The organism is Pseudomonas sp. So3.2b, from assembly GCF_019464415.1.
Taxonomy (GTDB): domain Bacteria; phylum Pseudomonadota; class Gammaproteobacteria; order Pseudomonadales; family Pseudomonadaceae; genus Aquipseudomonas; species Aquipseudomonas shahriarae.
Genome location: NZ_CP080494.1, coordinates 5079162 through 5095265, shown reverse-complemented (window position 1 = coordinate 5095265; position 16104 = coordinate 5079162). Strand labels below are relative to the sequence as shown.

Annotated in this window: 15 protein-coding genes; 4 read left to right on the top strand and 11 right to left on the bottom strand. The window is 59.9% G+C overall.

Going from position 1 to position 16104, the window contains the following annotated elements:
• The 5 genes from K1X80_RS22935 to K1X80_RS22915 all read right to left on the bottom strand — a co-directional run bounded on the left by K1X80_RS22935 (position 1) and on the right by K1X80_RS22915 (position 6408).
• Positions 1–933 carry a glutamate/aspartate ABC transporter substrate-binding protein gene (locus tag K1X80_RS22935; protein ID WP_029295166.1) on the bottom strand — a complete coding sequence of 311 codons (933 nt, stop codon included), beginning with the start codon at positions 931–933 and terminating at the stop codon, positions 1–3.
• A gap of 377 nt (positions 934–1310) precedes the next feature.
• A complete protein-coding gene (gene glpD, locus K1X80_RS22930) occupies positions 1311–2849 on the bottom strand; it encodes a glycerol-3-phosphate dehydrogenase (RefSeq protein ID WP_057958601.1) in 1539 nt (512 codons plus the stop codon).
• Positions 2850–3118: 269 nt separating this feature from the next.
• Positions 3119–3874 (bottom strand): DeoR/GlpR family transcriptional regulator, encoded by a 756-nt coding sequence (locus K1X80_RS22925; protein WP_057438366.1) that lies wholly within the window; start codon positions 3872–3874, stop codon positions 3119–3121.
• A 95-nt stretch (positions 3875–3969) separates the two neighbouring features.
• Complete coding sequence (glpK, locus tag K1X80_RS22920) at positions 3970–5475, bottom strand: glycerol kinase GlpK (protein WP_029295173.1); 1506 nt, start codon at positions 5473–5475, stop codon at positions 3970–3972.
• A 78-nt stretch (positions 5476–5553) separates the two neighbouring features.
• Complete coding sequence (locus K1X80_RS22915; RefSeq protein ID WP_057958602.1) at positions 5554–6408, bottom strand: MIP/aquaporin family protein; 855 nt, start codon at positions 6406–6408, stop codon at positions 5554–5556.
• Positions 6409–6779: 371 nt separating this feature from the next.
• Here K1X80_RS22915 and ybaK point away from each other — a divergent pair, with 371 nt between their 5' ends.
• The gene (ybaK, locus tag K1X80_RS22910) at positions 6780–7250 is read left to right on the top strand and encodes a Cys-tRNA(Pro) deacylase (protein ID WP_057438370.1); all 471 of its coding nucleotides are present in this window, start codon (positions 6780–6782) and stop codon (positions 7248–7250) included.
• A 159-nt stretch (positions 7251–7409) separates the two neighbouring features.
• Here the strand turns inward: ybaK and K1X80_RS22905 are convergent, their stop codons facing one another.
• The gene (locus tag K1X80_RS22905) at positions 7410–8519 is read right to left on the bottom strand and encodes an ABC transporter ATP-binding protein (protein ID WP_057958603.1); all 1110 of its coding nucleotides are present in this window, start codon (positions 8517–8519) and stop codon (positions 7410–7412) included.
• A complete protein-coding gene (gene argF, locus K1X80_RS22900) occupies positions 8516–9436 on the bottom strand; it encodes an ornithine carbamoyltransferase (RefSeq protein WP_115128901.1) in 921 nt (306 codons plus the stop codon). The genes K1X80_RS22905 and argF overlap by 4 nt, the downstream gene beginning before the upstream one ends.
• Positions 9437–9871: 435 nt before the next feature.
• Here argF and K1X80_RS22895 point away from each other — a divergent pair, with 435 nt between their 5' ends.
• Together K1X80_RS22895 and grxD are read left to right on the top strand one after the other, a co-directional pair.
• Complete coding sequence (locus K1X80_RS22895) at positions 9872–11980, top strand: molybdopterin oxidoreductase family protein (RefSeq protein ID WP_120734086.1); 2109 nt, start codon at positions 9872–9874, stop codon at positions 11978–11980.
• 103 nt (positions 11981–12083) lie between these two features.
• Positions 12084–12422 (top strand): Grx4 family monothiol glutaredoxin, encoded by a 339-nt coding sequence (grxD, locus tag K1X80_RS22890; protein ID WP_032858447.1) that lies wholly within the window; start codon positions 12084–12086, stop codon positions 12420–12422.
• A gap of 66 nt (positions 12423–12488) precedes the next feature.
• Here grxD and bfr read toward each other — a convergent pair whose 3' ends face one another.
• Positions 12489–12959: a bacterioferritin gene (gene bfr / locus K1X80_RS22885; RefSeq protein WP_057439332.1), complete on the bottom strand. Its 471-nt coding sequence runs from the start codon at positions 12957–12959 to the stop codon at positions 12489–12491.
• A gap of 201 nt (positions 12960–13160) precedes the next feature.
• Positions 13161–13379, bottom strand: a complete 219-nt coding sequence (locus tag K1X80_RS22880) for a bacterioferritin-associated ferredoxin (RefSeq protein WP_057958606.1) — start codon at positions 13377–13379, stop codon at positions 13161–13163.
• A gap of 235 nt (positions 13380–13614) precedes the next feature.
• Here K1X80_RS22880 and K1X80_RS22875 point away from each other — a divergent pair, with 235 nt between their 5' ends.
• Positions 13615–14217, top strand: a complete 603-nt coding sequence (locus K1X80_RS22875) for a peroxiredoxin (protein WP_003172097.1) — start codon at positions 13615–13617, stop codon at positions 14215–14217.
• 70 nt (positions 14218–14287) lie between these two features.
• Here K1X80_RS22875 and rnt read toward each other — a convergent pair whose 3' ends face one another.
• A complete protein-coding gene (gene rnt, locus K1X80_RS22870) occupies positions 14288–14959 on the bottom strand; it encodes a ribonuclease T (protein ID WP_057958607.1) in 672 nt (223 codons plus the stop codon).
• Positions 14956–16002 carry a dihydroorotase gene (gene pyrC / locus K1X80_RS22865; protein WP_120734085.1) on the bottom strand — a complete coding sequence of 349 codons (1047 nt, stop codon included), beginning with the start codon at positions 16000–16002 and terminating at the stop codon, positions 14956–14958. Before pyrC ends, rnt begins: the two co-directional genes overlap by 4 nt.
• Positions 16003–16104 lie beyond the last annotated feature (102 nt).

Here is a 16104-nt window from a genome sequence, read left to right as displayed (position 1 = left end):
TCAGGACTTTTTTTCAGCCGTTTTGTCGTCGGCTGCTTTGTCGGTCGGATTGGCGATCAGGGCCTTGAGTTCGTCGCTCATCGGGAACATCAGGTTCAGGCCTTTTGGTGGGATCGGCGAGCTGAACCACTTGGTGTAGATGTTGTTGATTTCGCCAGACTTGTAGGTGGCGACGATAGCGTCATCCACAGCCTTCTTGAACGGTGCATCGCCTTTGCGAACCATGCAGCCATAGATTTCGAAGGATTGCGGCGTGCCGGTCACGGCCCAGTCGGTAGGCTTCTTGGCCTTGGCCATTTCACCGGCCAGCAGCGCATCGTCCATCATGAAGGCAACGGCGCGGCCGCTTTCCAGCATCTGGAAGGACTCACCGTGGTCTTTGGCGGAGATGACGTTCATGCCCATCTGCTTGTCAGCGTTCATGGACTTGAGGATGCGCTCGGACGTGGTGCCGGCGGTGGTCACGACGTTCTTGCCCTTGAGGTCAGCGAAATCCTTGTAGGTCGAGTCCTTTTTGGACAGCAGACGGGTACCGATTTCGAAGATGCCGACGGAGAAGTCGACTTGCTGCTGACGCTCAACGTTGTTGGTAGTGGAACCACACTCAACGTCCACGGTGCCGTTCTGCACCAGCGGGATACGGGTTTGCGAAGTGACCAGGTTGTATTTGACCTTCAGCTCGCCTTCCTTCATGCCGAGGTCTTTCTCGACAGCTTTGACGATGGCCAGTTGAATGTCGTGGGAGTAGCCCACTGGTTTGCCCGAACCATCCGCAATGTAGGAAAACGGAATGGAGGCGTCGCGGTGGCCCAGGGTGATGGTGCCCGACTCTTTGATTTTCTTCAGCGTGCCGGTCAGTTCGGCGGCGAAGACTGGAGTGCTAATCAGAGCAGCAGCGATAGCTGCGCCCAAAATATGGGGAACGATACGCATCAATACTTCCTCGACATTTGTTTTTTTTATGAAGCCTGGACGGCTCTTTCGATACAGCGAATGCCTGTGACGGCTCCTGAAGCATCTCAGACAAACACGTACCAAGTGTAGAGCATGAGTCGTGCCAGACTCTGATTAAAAGTCTAACTGTATGATTTATATGGCGATTAACTTTATATGACGAGGTTTATCCGGTGTTTAAATCCGGCAAACCGAATAGGTGGCGTTACCACGTTCGGAAAACCGAATCTGTAGGCATTGGCTGCCGGCGATCACCGCCCGTTGTTGCAGGCCAGCCAGCTCCCACATTGATCGCATTTCACATCAAGACGTCCATAAAAAAGCCCCTGGGCCTTTCGGCGCAGGGGCTGGATGCATCAGGCTGCTTCGATCTTGCTGCGGTTCTGTTCGACCTTGACCAAGTAAAGCTGCAGGTTCTCCTGCTCCTCGGGGGTGGTGAACAGCCCGAGTTTGGTGCGCCGCCACAGGATGTCGTAGGCCTGGGTCGCCCATTCCTCGGCGCACAGGTAGTCGACTTCCCGGGTGTACAGGCCGCCACCCAGGTGCTCGCCCAGGTCGGCCAGCGATTGCACGCCTTCGAGCAGGCGCCAGGTGCGGCTGCCATAGGTGGTCGACCAGCGGCGGGCGATCTCGCTGGGGATCCACTCGAACTTGCTGCGAATGTCGGTGGCCAGGGCTTCTGGCGTGCTCATGTCTTCACCGCCGGGCAGGCTGGCCTTGGCGGTCCAGCTCGGCTTGATATGCGGGAAGTAGGGGGCCAGTTGCGCCAGGGCCGACTCGGCCAGCTTGCGGTAAGTGGTCAGCTTGCCACCGAACACCGACAGGATCGGCGCTTCTTCGCCGCTGCCGGACAGTGCCAGGGTGTAGTCGCGGGTAATGGCCGACGGGTTATCCGACTCGTCGTTGCACAGCGGGCGCACGCCGGAATAGGTGTGCACGATATCGTCGCGGCTCAACTGCTGCTTGAAGTGGGCGTTGACCACCTTGAGCATGTAGTCCGTTTCACCTTCGGTGATCGCCACTTTCGCGGGGTCGCCGGTGTACTCACGGTCGGTGGTGCCGATGATGGTCAGGTGATTGAGGTACGGAATGGTGAAGACGATACGCCCATCCTCGTTCTGCAGGATGTGCGCATGGGCGCCTTCGTACAGTTTCGGCACGATCAGGTGGCTGCCCTGGATCAGGCGGATGCCATACGGCGAATCGAGCTTGAGGTCATCCTTGATGAACTTGGCGACCCATGGGCCGGCCGCGTTCACCAGAGCCTTGGCGCGGATCGACAGCAGGCTGCCATCGGCGCGCTCCAGGTGCAGGTGCCACAGGCCCTTGCTGCGACGGGCGCTGACGCAACGGGTCTGGGTGTGGATATGTGCACCCTTTTCCCGGGCGGCCATGGCGTTGAGTACAACCAGGCGCGCGTCGTCGACCCAGCAATCGGAGTATTCGAAGCCCTTGGTGATTTCGCTTTTCAGCGGGCTGTCGGCGCCGAACTTCAGGCTTTTGGAGCCTGCAAGTTTCTCGCGCTTGCCGAGGTGATCGTACAGGAACAGGCCGGCACGGATCATCCAGGCCGGGCGCAGGTGCGGGCGATGGGGCAACACAAAACGCATCTGCTTGACGATGTGCGGGGCCTTGGCCAGCAGCACTTCGCGTTCGGCCAGGGCTTCGCGCACCAGGCGGAATTCGTAATGTTCAAGATAGCGCAGGCCGCCATGGATCAGCTTGCTGCTGGCAGACGAGGTGTGGCTGGCCAAGTCATCCTTTTCGCAAAGGAATACCGACAGGCCGCGACCGGCTGCGTCTGCCGCGATGCCTACACCATTGATCCCGCCGCCAATCACGGCAACATCATAGACTTCGGCAAGGGGTGGAGCAGGCAAGGTAGAAGGGGTCATCGGCTGGCCTCGCGATCTTTTTTAATATTGGAATTCGAACATTAATGTTCATTTGCGAAAATGGTAGCTCATAAACGCGGGCACAGCCAGCTGACTTCGATTGAAAAAACTCATCGAAGGGCGGGAAAAGGAAAAATTGTGAACATTGAGCCGGGTGCTGGCTCAAGAGAGTTGTGGCCCTGGGCCGCCATCGCGGGCAAGCCCGCTCCTGTGGGAGCGGGCTTGCCCGCGATGGCGCAGGTCCAGGCGCCAGCGAGCTCAGGGGGCGCTCAGACGACTTCCAGGCGAATCTTGTTCTGGCTCAACAACTGCACCAGCGCCGGCACCGGCTGCTGATCGGTGACCAGGCAATCAATCAAACTGATCGGCCCCAGGCGAATCATGGCGTTGCGCCCGAATTTGCTGGAGTCCGCCGCGAGGATCACCTTGCGTGCGTTGGCAATGATCGCCTGGGAAACCCGCACTTCCTGGTAATCGAAGTCCAGCAGGCTGCCGTCCTCGTCGATACCGCTGATACCCACCAGGGCGAAGTCGACCTTGAACTGATTGATGAAGTCCACGCTGGCCTGGCCCACCACGCCGCCGTCACGGCGTACATTGCCGCCGGTCAGCAGCACGTCGAAGTCGTCCTTGGCGCTGAGCATCATGGCGACGTTGAGGTTATTGGTGATGATCTTCAGGTGACTGTGGTTGAGCAGCGCCCGGGCAATGGATTCGGTGGTGGTACCGATATTGATGAACAGCGAGGCATGATCGGGGATCTGTGCGGCAATGGCTTCGCCGATACGCTGCTTTTCATCGCGCATCTGGTCGGCACGCATGGCGTACTCGGTGTTTTCGACACTGGAGTCATAGGCGGCGCCGCCGTGGTAGCGACGCAGCAGATTGGCGTCGGCCAACTGATTGATATCGCGGCGGATGGTTTGCGGGGTAACAACGAACAACTGCGCCATTTCCTCGATACTGACGTAGCCGCGTTCGCGAACCAGTTCGAGGATTTGTTGCTGACGGGGAGGCAGATTCATTGGGCGTCCTGTGGGCTGCCATACAAAAGTGGCCCATGATGACGCAGGAATCCGCTCCCTGCCAGTTACAACCCGATGTGGGTCCTACGCTTGGCTTATTCAGCGCCTTCGTGGGGTTCCCAGTCACGGGTGCGGCTGACCGCTTTTTTCCAGCCGGCGTAGAGTTTTTCTTTGGCGGGCTCGTCCAGTTGTGGTTCGAACTCGCGTTCGATCACTGCCTTGCCACGCAGCTCATCCAGGCTGCCCCAGAAGCCACAGGCCAGGCCGGCCAGGTAGGCAGCGCCCAACGCCGTGGTCTCGCGCATTTGCGGGCGCTCGACCTGGGTGCCGAGGATGTCGGCCTGGAACTGCATCAGGAAGTTGTTGGCCACTGCGCCGCCGTCTACCCGCAGGGATTTGAGGCGTTCGCCGGAGTCCTGCTGCATGGCGTCGAGCACGTCGCGGGTCTGGTAGGCAATCGACTCCAGGGCTGCACGAATAATGTGATCGACACGTACGCCACGGGTCAGGCCGAACAGCGCGCCACGGGCGTAGGGGTCCCAGTACGGAGCGCCGAGACCGGTGAACGCCGGTACCAGGTACACGCCGTTGCTGTCTTTGACCTTGTTGGCGAAGTATTCGGTGTCGTGGGCGTCATTGATGATCTTCAACTCATCGCGCAGCCACTGCACGGTGGAACCACCGTTGAACACAGCGCCTTCGAGGGCGTAAGCCACTTCGCCACGCGGGCCGCAGGCGATGGTGGTGAGCATGCCGTGCTGGGATTTGACCGCTTTGTCGCCGGTGTTCATCAATAGGAAGCAACCGGTGCCGTAGGTGTTTTTCGCCTGGCCCGGCTCAACGCACATCTGGCCGAACAGGGCGGCTTGCTGGTCGCCGGCAATGCCGCCGATGGCAATCCCGCTTTTGGTGCGGCCATAGATTTCCGAGGAGGACTTCACTTCCGGCAGCATCTCGCGCGGGATGTCCAGGACCTCCAGCATCTTCGCATCCCACTCCAGGGTGTGGATGTTGAAGAGCATGGTACGTGAAGCGTTGGTGTAGTCGGTGACGTGGGTCTTGCCGCCGGTAAATTTCCAGATCAGCCAGCTGTCGATGGTGCCGAACAGCAGCTCGCCATTGCGCGCGCGTTCGCGGCTGCCTTCGACGTTGTCGAGGATCCACTTCAACTTGGTACCGGAGAAGTACGGGTCGGTGACCAGGCCGGTGGTGTCGCTGATGTATTGCTCATGGCCGTCGCGCTTGAGCTGCTGGCAGATTTCGGTGCTGCGCCGGCACTGCCAGACGATGGCGTTGTAGATCGGGCGGCCGGTGATCTTGTCCCAGACCACGGTGGTTTCACGCTGGTTGGTGATGCCGATGGCGGCGACCTGGTCGTGGTGCAGGCCGGCTTGTGCCAGGGCCTCGACCATCACGGCGCTCTGGGTGGCGAAGATTTCCATCGGGTCATGCTCGACCCAACCGGCTTGCGGGTAGTGCTGGACGAATTCACGCTGGGCGGTACACACCACGTTGGCGTCACGATCAAAGATGATCGCCCGGGAACTGGTGGTGCCCTGATCGAGGGCAATGATGTAGTTCTTATTCTGTGTGTCGGTCATGTCGATTGCCTTGGACGGAAAAAAGGAGTGGGTAAGTAGCCTGGGCCGCAAGGGGCTGAAGGGCTCAGGCTACCGCTTTCAAGAAGTTCGGGTGTTGCCGCTGGTGGCGGTTTCGGCTGCATCAGTTGTAGCAGCTGCGGCGTTGGGCAGATGGCGGGCAATCAACCCGCGATAGGCCGCAGCGCCGAGGCAGGCACCGACAATCGGTGCAATGATCGGAATCAGGACGTAAGGAATATCGCGCCCGCCGGTGAAAGCCATTTCACCCCAACCGGCGAAAAAGGTCATCAGCTTGGGGCCGAAATCCCGAGCCGGATTCATCGCAAACCCGGTCAGCGGGCCCATGGCGCTGCCGATCACGGCGATCAGCAAGCCGATCAACAGCGGGGCCAGGGGGCCGCGGGGCAAGCCGTTATTGTCGTCGGTCAGGGCCATGATCACGCCCATCAGGATCGCGGTGATGACCATTTCCACCAGGAACGCCTGGGCCGTATTCAGCAGGGCGTGCGGGTAGGTGGAGAACACCGAGGCCAGTTCCAGGCTGGCTGCGGAGCCACGAACCATCTGGTGAGTTTGTTCGTAATCGAAAAACAGGTTGCTGTAGAGCGTGTAGACCAGCGCGGCGGAGCAAAAGGCGCCGGCAACCTGGGCGATGATATAGAAGGGCAGTTTGCGCTTGTCGAAATCGGCAAAGATGCACAGCGCGATACTGACGGCTGGATTGAGATGAGCCCCGGAAATGCCGGCGCTCAGGTAGATCGCCATGCTCACGCCGATCCCCCAGATGATGCTGATTTCCCACAGGCCAAAGCTGGCACCCGCGACCTTGAGCGCAGCGACGCAACCGGTACCGAAGAAGATCAGCAGCGCGGTGCCGAGGAACTCGGCCATGCATTGGCTGGATAGTGAAGGCTGTTGAAGAGCAGTTGTCATTGAAAACCTCGATTTTTTTTCTTGTCTGGCGCTGTGCCACAACGGGCGATGCGCGATTTTCACCGTGGTCAGGATCCCCATCCTGCTCACGGCTTACTGCTCGGACACTGTGGATAGATTCTTACAGTATTCGGAAACGAAAAAATATAGACAAGAAACGCCGCTGTCAAAGGTCGAAAGTGAACGGTTGGTCATTTTCAAACTATTCGCGTGATGAATGATCTCGGCAACCCATCGGCGGGGCTGGCGGCAAGCGTGGCCAGGATCTGCGCGGATTCGTCGCACGACCCCCTGCACTAGAGCGTTTTGCCTGGGTTTGTCCTAGAATCGACGGTCTGTTTTTCCACGTTTTCCCCAAGCCTGGAGCCTCCATGACACCTGCATTGGACTTGTTGAAAAAAGTTCGCGCCGAACATCGCATCCACAGTTATGAACATGATCCCAAGGCGGCATCCTATGGCCTGGAGGCCGCGGAAAAGTTGAGCCTCGACCCGGCGCAGGTGTTCAAGACCTTGCTTGCCAGCAGCGAAAAAGGCGAATTATTGGTGGCGGTGGTGCCGGTCGTCGGAAGTCTTGATTTGAAGGCCCTGGCTCACGCGGCGGGCGTAAAGAAAGTCGAGATGGCCGACCCGGCGGCGGCGCAGCGCTCGACCGGTTATTTGTTGGGCGGGATCAGCCCTTTGGGGCAGAAGAAGCGCTTGCGCACCTTCATTGATGTGAGCGCAGAGCCTTTTGCGACAATTTTTGTCAGCGCAGGCAGGAGAGGGTTGGAAGTGGAGTTGGCGGCGGCGGTGTTGGCCGAGCATACCCAGGGAAAATTTGCGCCGATTGGCCGGGCGTGACTTCAAGAACGGAGGAATCAGATGTGGGAGCCAGCCTCTGTGGGAGCTGGCTTGCCTACGAGAGCCTCACCTCGCTGTAGCTGATAGCCCGAGGCGCCTGCATCGTGGGCAAGCCCGGCTCCCACACAAGCCCGCTTCCACCTTTTTGACTCGGTTTGTTCAGCCGGCGGTGCTGTAGCGCCGCACACCGGACTCCACCTGCGGGATCTGCGCCGCCGTGCTCCCCGAAGCCTGGAACAACACCAGATGCTCGGCTGCCACGCGGATCCCCACGTGTACACCCACCTGATGATCGGCATGGCTGGGGAAAATCGACTCCAGCTGGGCGCCGGTCGGCAACTGCAGGCGGTACAGGGTCGAGGCACCCAGGAAGGTCTTGCCGACGATCAGCGCGTTCAGCGGGCTGTCCGGTGCATACACGATGTCATCCGGGCGCAGCAACACATCCACCGCGCAGCCGGTTGGCCAGGTATAGGCACGATTGCCGCGCAGCTCGCCCAGTTCGGTAGTGACCGACTCCGGAGTGCTCAATTGGCCACGGATGAAATAACCCTGGCCAATAAAACTCGCGACGTAGGGCGTCAGCGGTTCGTGATAGAGGTTGTAGGGCGTATCCCACTGCTCCAGGCGGCCTTCCTTGAACACGCCGACATGGTCGCTCACCGCAAAGGCTTCTTCCTGGTCATGGGTCACCAGGATCGCACTGGTGCCACGGGCCTTGAGGATGTCGCGCACTTCATGGCTGAGCTTGCGCCGCAGTTCGCCGTCGAGGTTGGAGAACGGCTCGTCCAGCAACAGCAATTGCGGTTCCGGCGCCAGAGCACGGGCCAGGGCCACGCGCTGTTGTTGGCCACCGGACAGTTCGTGGGGGAAGCGCTTGCCCAGGTTCTTCAGGTTGACCAGCTCCAGCAGTTCGGCGACCACCCGCTCTTTGTGCGGGTGTTTGCGAATGCCGAAGCCGATATTGTCGGCCACGCTCAGATGTGGAAACAGCGCGTAGTCCTGGAACACCATTCCAATGCGACGCTTCTCCGGGGCCAGGGTAAAGCCGGCGCTGGAGATCACTTCGCCAGCCAGGTTGATCTCGCCTTCGTGCACCGGCTCAAACCCGGCAATCGCCCGTAGGGTGGTGGTCTTGCCACAGCCCGAGGAGCCCAGCAGGCAACCGATATCTCCAGCGTTGAGGTGCAGGTTGAGATTCTGCACCACCCGTTGGTCCTGATAGCCGCATGCCAGATTGCGCAGGTTCAGCAGAAGTGGCTGGCTCATGCGTGGTGATACGCCGGTGGGACCAGGAATTCCAGCAGGGCCTTCTGCGCATGCAGGCGGTTTTCTGCCTGGTCCCAGGCGACGGAGCGCGGGTCGTCCAACAGGTCGAGGCTGATTTCTTCGCCGCGATGGGCCGGCAGGCAGTGCATGAACAGCGCATCCGGGGCGGCGAGGTCGAGCAATTCACGGGTGACTTGATAAGGCGCGAACAGGGCCAGGCGCTTGGCGGTCTCGTCTTCCTGGCCCATGGAGGTCCAGACGTCGGTGCTCACCAGGTGCGCGCCGATCACCGCGTCTTTCGGGTCGCGCACGATTTGCACGCGGGCGTCGGCCTTGGCCAGGAATTCGGCGCTCGGCTCGTAGCCCTCGGGGCAGGCGATGCGCAGGTGGAAGTCGAACTGGATCGCCGCTTCTATATAGCTGTTGCACATATTGTTGCCATCGCCGATCCAGGCCACAGTCTTGCCCTGGATCGAGCCGCGATGTTCGAGGAACGTCTGCATATCGGCGAGCAACTGGCACGGATGCAGGTCGTCGGACAGCCCGTTGATCACCGGCACTCGCGAGTTGGCGGCAAATTCAGTCAGGGTGCTGTGGGCGAAGGTACGGATCATCACTGCATCGAGCATGCGTGACATGACGATGGCGCAATCGCTGATCGGCTCGCCACGGCCCAGTTGGGTATCCCGAGGCGACAGGAAAATGGCCTGGCCGCCGAGCTGGATCATGCCGGCTTCGAAGGACAGGCGGGTACGGGTGGACGACTTCTCGAAAATCATCCCGAGTACGCGGTTTTTCAGAGGCTCGAACAGTACGCCGCGATTACGCAGGTCTTTAAGCTCAATGCCTCGACGGATCACGCTGACCAGCTCTTCGGGCGTGCAATCCATCAGGGAGAGAAAGTGCCTTGCGCTCATCATTAACTACCTTTTTGCAACAGACCGCAGATACTCAAAGCCTTGTTTATTGTGACAACGGGCGAGACCTGCGGCGAAAGCCGCACGGGGCGACGAAATAGGGGAAGGCGCGATATTGACATTAAATGTCGCGTCTTACCAATAGGCTACGGTTTTTTAGGGGTGTTCAAAGGGGCGGGAATTGCACTTTTGAGGCCTGTTTACGGACAGCAGCGGGTCATTTGTACACTGGCGCCGCGACCTTTTGCAATGTGTGATGGCGGCCCCGGGCCAGGTTGCGTCGGTTTCTGGGGCAGTGTGGGCGGTTTCTGAAACATTTGCTCATGCTTGCCCATGGTCTGGCCTGATGCCCATTGATTCACGGGGCGAACGTTGCTGGTGCCGCCGCTGGGCGCAGCCCATAGTCAGGCCAAAGCCCTAATAAAGAGACTGGCCATGACCAAGACTCTCCATCACCGTGCCTGCCACCTGTGCGAAGCCATTTGCGGCCTGACCCTGGAAACCACCACCTCGGATGATGGCAGCATTGCCATCACCTCGATCAAAGGGGACGCCCAGGATACCTTCAGCCGTGGCCATATCTGCCCCAAGGCCGTGGCCCTACAGGATATCCAGAACGATCCCGATCGCCTGCACCAGCCGATGTTGCGGGTGGGCAGCGAGTGGCAGCCGATCCCCTGGGACGAGGCGTTCGCCCTGGTGGCCGAACGGCTGGCGGGGATCCAGGCGCGGCATGGGCAGAATGCGGTGGCGGTGTACCAGGGCAATCCCAGTGTGCATAACTACGGCTTGATGACCCACAGCAACTACTTCCTCGGGCAGTTGAAGACGCGCAATCGCTTCTCCGCGACGTCGGTAGACCAACTGCCCCATCACCTCACCAGCCACCTGATGTACGGCCATGGCCTGTTGCTGCCCATCCCGGATATCGACCAGACCGACTTCATGTTGATCCTGGGCGGCAATCCACTGGCCTCCAATGGCAGCATCATGACCGTGCCGGACGTGGAGAAACGTCTGAAGGCCATTCAGGCACGGGGCGGCAAAGTGGTGGTGGTCGACCCCCGACGCAGTGAAACGGCGGCCATGGCCGACCAGCACCTGTTTGTGCGCCCCGGCGGGGATGCGGCGTTGCTGTTCGGGCTACTCAACACATTGTTTAGTGAGCACCTGACCCGCGACAGCCATTTGCCGGTGGACGGCCTGGAGGAGGTGCGCCGGGCCGTCGCAGGCTTTACCGCCGAGGCCATGAGCGCCCACTGCGCGGTGCCGGCCGAGCAGATCCGCCAGTTGGCGCGGGATTTTGCGGCGGCAGACAAGGCGGTCTGCTATGGGCGGATGGGGGTATCGACCCAGGCGTTCGGTACTCTTTGTCACTGGCTGGTGCAGTTGATCAACCTGGTCACCGATAATCTGGACCGGGTAGGGGGCGCCTTGTGCACCGAACCGGCGGTGGACCTGGTGGCCGCCACGTCTGGTGGGCACTTCAACCGTTGGCAGAGCCGGGTCTCCGGGCGTCCCGAATACAGCGGCGAGCTGCCGGTGTCGGCCTTGGCCGAAGAAATGCTCACCGAGGGCGAAGGACAAATCCGTGCGCTGGTGACAGTGGCCGGCAACCCGGTGTTGTCCACCCCCAACGGACGCCAATTGGAGCAGGCCCTGGACGGTCTGGAGTTCATGGTCAGCGTGGACCTGTATATCAACGAAACCACGCGCTATGCCGACCTGATCCTGCCATCGACCTCGGCCCTGGAGAACGATCACTACGACACCACCTTCAATATGTTTGCAGTGCGTAACGTCACGCGCTTCAACCGGGCGATCCTGCCCAAGCCCGAGGGCGCGTTGCACGACTGGGAGATTTTTGTCGGGCTGGCCCAGGCGTTTGCGGCCCGCACTGGCAACCCGCTCAAGCCAACCCTGGCGCCGGCGCAGATGATTGACCTGGGCCTGCGGGCCGGGGCCTATGGCGATGCTTCCTCGCACAAGCTGTCGGTGGCGATGCTGGCCGAGCATCCCCATGGCCTGGACCTGGGACCGCTGAAGGCCAACCTGGCGGGACGCTTGAAAACCGCCAATGGTCGGGTGCAGGCGGCGCCAGCAGTGATCCTCGCGGACCTGGCGCGGTTTGCCGCATTGCCGTTGCCCAAGGTTGATGAGTTGCTGCTGATCGGCCGCCGGCACGTGCGCAGCAACAATTCGTGGATGCATAACTATCACCGGCTGGTGAAGGGCAAGCCGCGGCATCAGTTGCTGATGCACCCGGATGACCTCGCCAGTCGCCAACTGAGTGACGGCCAGCGCGTGCGGGTCAGTTCGCGGATCGGCATGATCGAGGTCCACGTACTGGCCAGCCTGGAGATGATGCCCGGCGTGGTCAGCCTGCCCCACGGCTGGGGTCATGACCGGCCGGGTGTGCAGATGAGTATTGCCAGCGCGCAGCCGGGGGCGAGTGCCAACGACCTGACGGATGAGCGTCAGTTGGACGAACTGTCAGGTAACGCGGCGTTGAACGGCGTGCCGGTGCAGGTCGCGGCGGCGTGACGCAGTGAGTCTGTCGGGGAGCCCGAGCACCACGCTGGGATTTTGCGTTACAATGCGCCACCGTGCCGACCTGTGAGTCGCAAAGTTCCAGCCGAGGTGTTCCATGGATATCATCGAAACGATTAAAGAGCAGATTGCTAACAACACCATTCTGCTTTACATGAAGGGCGCACCGAATGCCCCGCAGTGCGGCTTCTCCGCGAAGGCCTCCCAGGCCGTCATGCAGTGTGGCGAAAAGTTCGCTTACGTCGATATCCTGCAAAACCCGGAAATCCGCGCCAACCTGCCGAAGTACGCCAACTGGCCTACTTTCCCACAACTGTGGGTGGCCGGTGAGCTGGTCGGCGGTAGCGACATCATCACCGAAATGGCGGCTGATGGTTCGTTGCAAGCGCTGATCAAGGACGCAGCTGAAAAAGCAGCGGCCAAGACCGAAGCGTAATTCGCGCGCAATAAAAAGCCCCGCTTCTCATTCGAGAGCGGGGCTTTTTTGTGCCTGTTGGCGCGGTTATTCACCCATCTGCGATTGCAGGTAGTTTTCCAGGGTCACTTTGTCGATCAGGCCGATCTGGGTTTCCAGCCAGTCGATATGCTCTTCCTGGTCTTCGAGGATATCTTCCAGCAGTTCGCGGCTGCCGAAGTCGCCCTTGGTCTCGCAATGTGCAATGGCGGCCTTGAGGTCGGCATGGCTCTTGCGCTCGAAGCCCACATCGCTGTTGAGCATTTCCAGGGTGTGCTCGCCGATGTTCAGCTTGCCCAGGTCCTGGACGTTCGGCAGACCTTCGAGGAACAGGATGCGCTTGATCAGCGCGTCTGCGTCCTTCATGGCCTTGATCGACTCTTTGTACTCACGCTTGCCGAGCTTTTCCAGGCCCCAATCGTCATACATGCGTGCATGCAGGAAATACTGATTGATCGCGACCAGTTCATTGGCAAGGATTTTGTTGAGTTGCTGGATGACTGAGATGTCGCCTTTCATGATTGGGGTCCTGCCCTGTATTCGTTGTATATAAGGCGGAGTTTGAGCTGCACAACTACTAGTGTCAAACCTAAGTTATTGAATAATAAATGAAAATTAATCGGAATAAGAATGTTTGTGTTCCGCGTCTTGGCGCTAACTATTTGAATTACAGGCATAAAAAAACCGGACGCTAAGTCCGGTTCTTTAAAACACGCCACTTCAGGCGTGTGTAAATTCTGCCGAGTAGGGGATCGCGGCCTGGGCTGTTTGCAGCGATGTCAGGGTTTCCCGTACCACTTGCTTGGCAAGGCAGGCACATTTGCCACATTGGCTGGCAACGCCGGTGGTTTCACGCACTTCCTTGTAGCTGCAGCAACCTTCATAGATCGCTTCGCGGATTTGTCCGTCGGTGACGCCAGTGCAGAGGCAGACATACATAAGGGAGAACCATCGCGGTTTAAGGCTTAAGTGCGATGGATCTTAATGTTAACGAGAATGATTGTCAAAGTGCTTTCTCAAACCTTTGCCCGCCGTGGGCCCCTCACTGACGAACGGCTTTTTTCAGGTATGATGGTCGGTCTTTACGAAGCGTGATCGCGTCACAGGCCTGTCGTCAATTCACGGCAGACTCAGGGGCGGTCCATTTACTTCAATTACCATCAGGAGATAACCAATGAGTGTACTCGTCGGCAAACAAGCCCCGGATTTCGACGTACCTGCCGTCCTCGGCAATGGCGAAATCGTTGACAGCTTCAAGCTGTCTGAAGCCATCAAAGGCAAATACGGCCTGGTGTTCTTCTACCCGCTGGACTTCACTTTCGTCTGCCCATCCGAGCTGATCGCCCTGGATCACCGCATGGACGACTTCAAGGCACGTAACGTTGAAGTGGTTGCCGTGTCCATCGACTCCCATTTCACCCACAACGCCTGGCGCAACACTGCCATCAATGATGGCGGCATCGGCAAAGTCAAATACACCATGGCTGCCGACATGAAGCACGACATCGCCAAGGCCTACGACGTTGAGTCCGAAGGCGGCGTGGCTTTCCGTGGCGCGTTCCTGATCGACGACAAGGGCGTTGTGCGCTCGCAGATCATCAACGACCTGCCGCTGGGCCGTAACATGGAAGAGCTGATCCGCCTGGTCGACGCTCTGCAATTCCACGAAGAGCACGGCGAAGTCTGCCCAGCCAACTGGAAAAAAGGCGACAAAGGCATGAACGCTTCGCCAGAAGGCGTTGCGGCTTACCTGACCGAGAACGCTGGCAAGCTGTAAGCCAGATTCGCGGTAAAAAAAACCGGCCTGAGAGGGCCGGTTTTTTTATGCGTGGGATTTAGCGACCTGATCAGTCGCTGAAATCTTCCCAGCCGCCCATCTGCTTCCAGCGGTTGACGATGCCGCAGAACAGATCGGCAGTCTTCTCGGTGTCGTAGCGAGCCGAGTGGGCTTCACGACCGTCGAAGTCGATACCGGCAGCCTGGCATGCCTTGGCCAGTACGGTCTGGCCATAAGCCAGGCCAGCCAGGGTCGCGGTGTCGAAGCTGGAGAACGGGTGGAACGGGTTGCGCTTCATGTCCAGGCGCGCCACGGCGGCGTTGAGGAAGCCCAGGTCGAAACTGCTGTTGTGGCCGACCAGGATCGCGCGTTTGCAGCCGTTGGCCTTCAGGGCCTTGCGAACGCCACGGAAGATGTCGGTCAATGCCGCTTCTTCGCTGACGGCCATGCGCAACGGATGGTCGAGCTTGATCCCGGTGAACTCCAGGGCCGCCGCTTCGATGTTGGCACCTTCAAAAGGCTCGACGCGGAAGAAGTGGGTGTGTTCTGGATACACAAAGCCCTGTTCGTCCATGCCGATGGTGGTCGCGGCAATTTCCAGCAGCGCATCGGTGGCGCAATTGAAACCGCCGGTTTCTACGTCGATAACGACAGGCAGATAGCCGCGAAAACGCTCGGCCATCGGGTGGCGCGAACCGCCGCCACTGTGTTCCTGTTCGTCGTCGTAATGGTCTTCACTCACGTGTGTTCCTCCAGCAGGCGCCAGCGCAGTGTTTCACCGGCGCGCAGCGGGATAACGGTCAGCTCGCCAAATGGCAGGCTGGTGGGGGCGGTCCAGTCTTCACGGACCAGGGTAATGCGGTCGGTATTCGCCGGCAGGCCGTAGAAGCGCGGGCCATTGAGGCTGGCGAAGGCCTCGAGTTTGTCCAGGGCGTTGCGTGCCTCGAAAGCCTCGGCGTACAGCTCGATCGCCGCATAGGCGGTGTAACAGCCGGCACAGCCGCAGGCAGCTTCCTTGGCGTGCTGGGCGTGGGGGGCCGAGTCGGTACCGAGGAAGAACTTCGCATTGCCACTGGTGGCGGCATCGAGCAGTGCCTCCTGGTGGGTGTTGCGCTTGAGGATCGGCAGGCAATAGAAGTGCGGCCGGATCCCGCCCACCAGCATGTGGTTGCGGTTGTAAAGCAGGTGATGCGCGGTGATGGTCGCGCCAACGTTGGCCGAAGCTTCGGTGACGAATTGCACGGCGTCGGCAGTGGTGATGTGCTCGAACACCACCTTGAGGGTCGGGAACAGCTCGACCACACGGCGCATGTGTTCGTCGATGAAGATCTTCTCGCGATCGAACACATCGACATCACCACGGGTGACTTCACCGTGGATCAGCAGCGGCATGCCCACTTCGGCCATGGCTTCGATGGCGGGCAGGATCTTGTCGATACTGGTCACGCCGGAGTCGGAGTTGGTCGTGGCGCCGGCCGGGTACAGCTTGGCGGCATGCACGTAACCGCTGGCCTTGGCCTCGCGGATTTCTGCGGGCTGGGTGCGGTCGGTCAGGTAGAGCACCATCAACGGTTCAAAGCGGCTGCCGGCCGGTCGTGCAGCGAGGATGCGCTGGCGATAGGCGTCGGCTTCTGCGGCATTGCGCACCGGAGGTACCAGGTTAGGCATGATGATGGCACGGCCAAACGTGCGCGCTACATCAGCCACGGTTTGGGGCAACGCAGCACCATCGCGAAGATGAATATGCCAGTCGTCGGGACGCAGCAGGGTCAGGCGGTCGGACATTGGGGATTCCAGGCGGGTCAATCTGGTGGGAATGCTACCGGAAAAGACTCTTGCAGGCACTCGCTATCAAGTTTTGCAGGGCGCGACCGATATCCCTGGGTA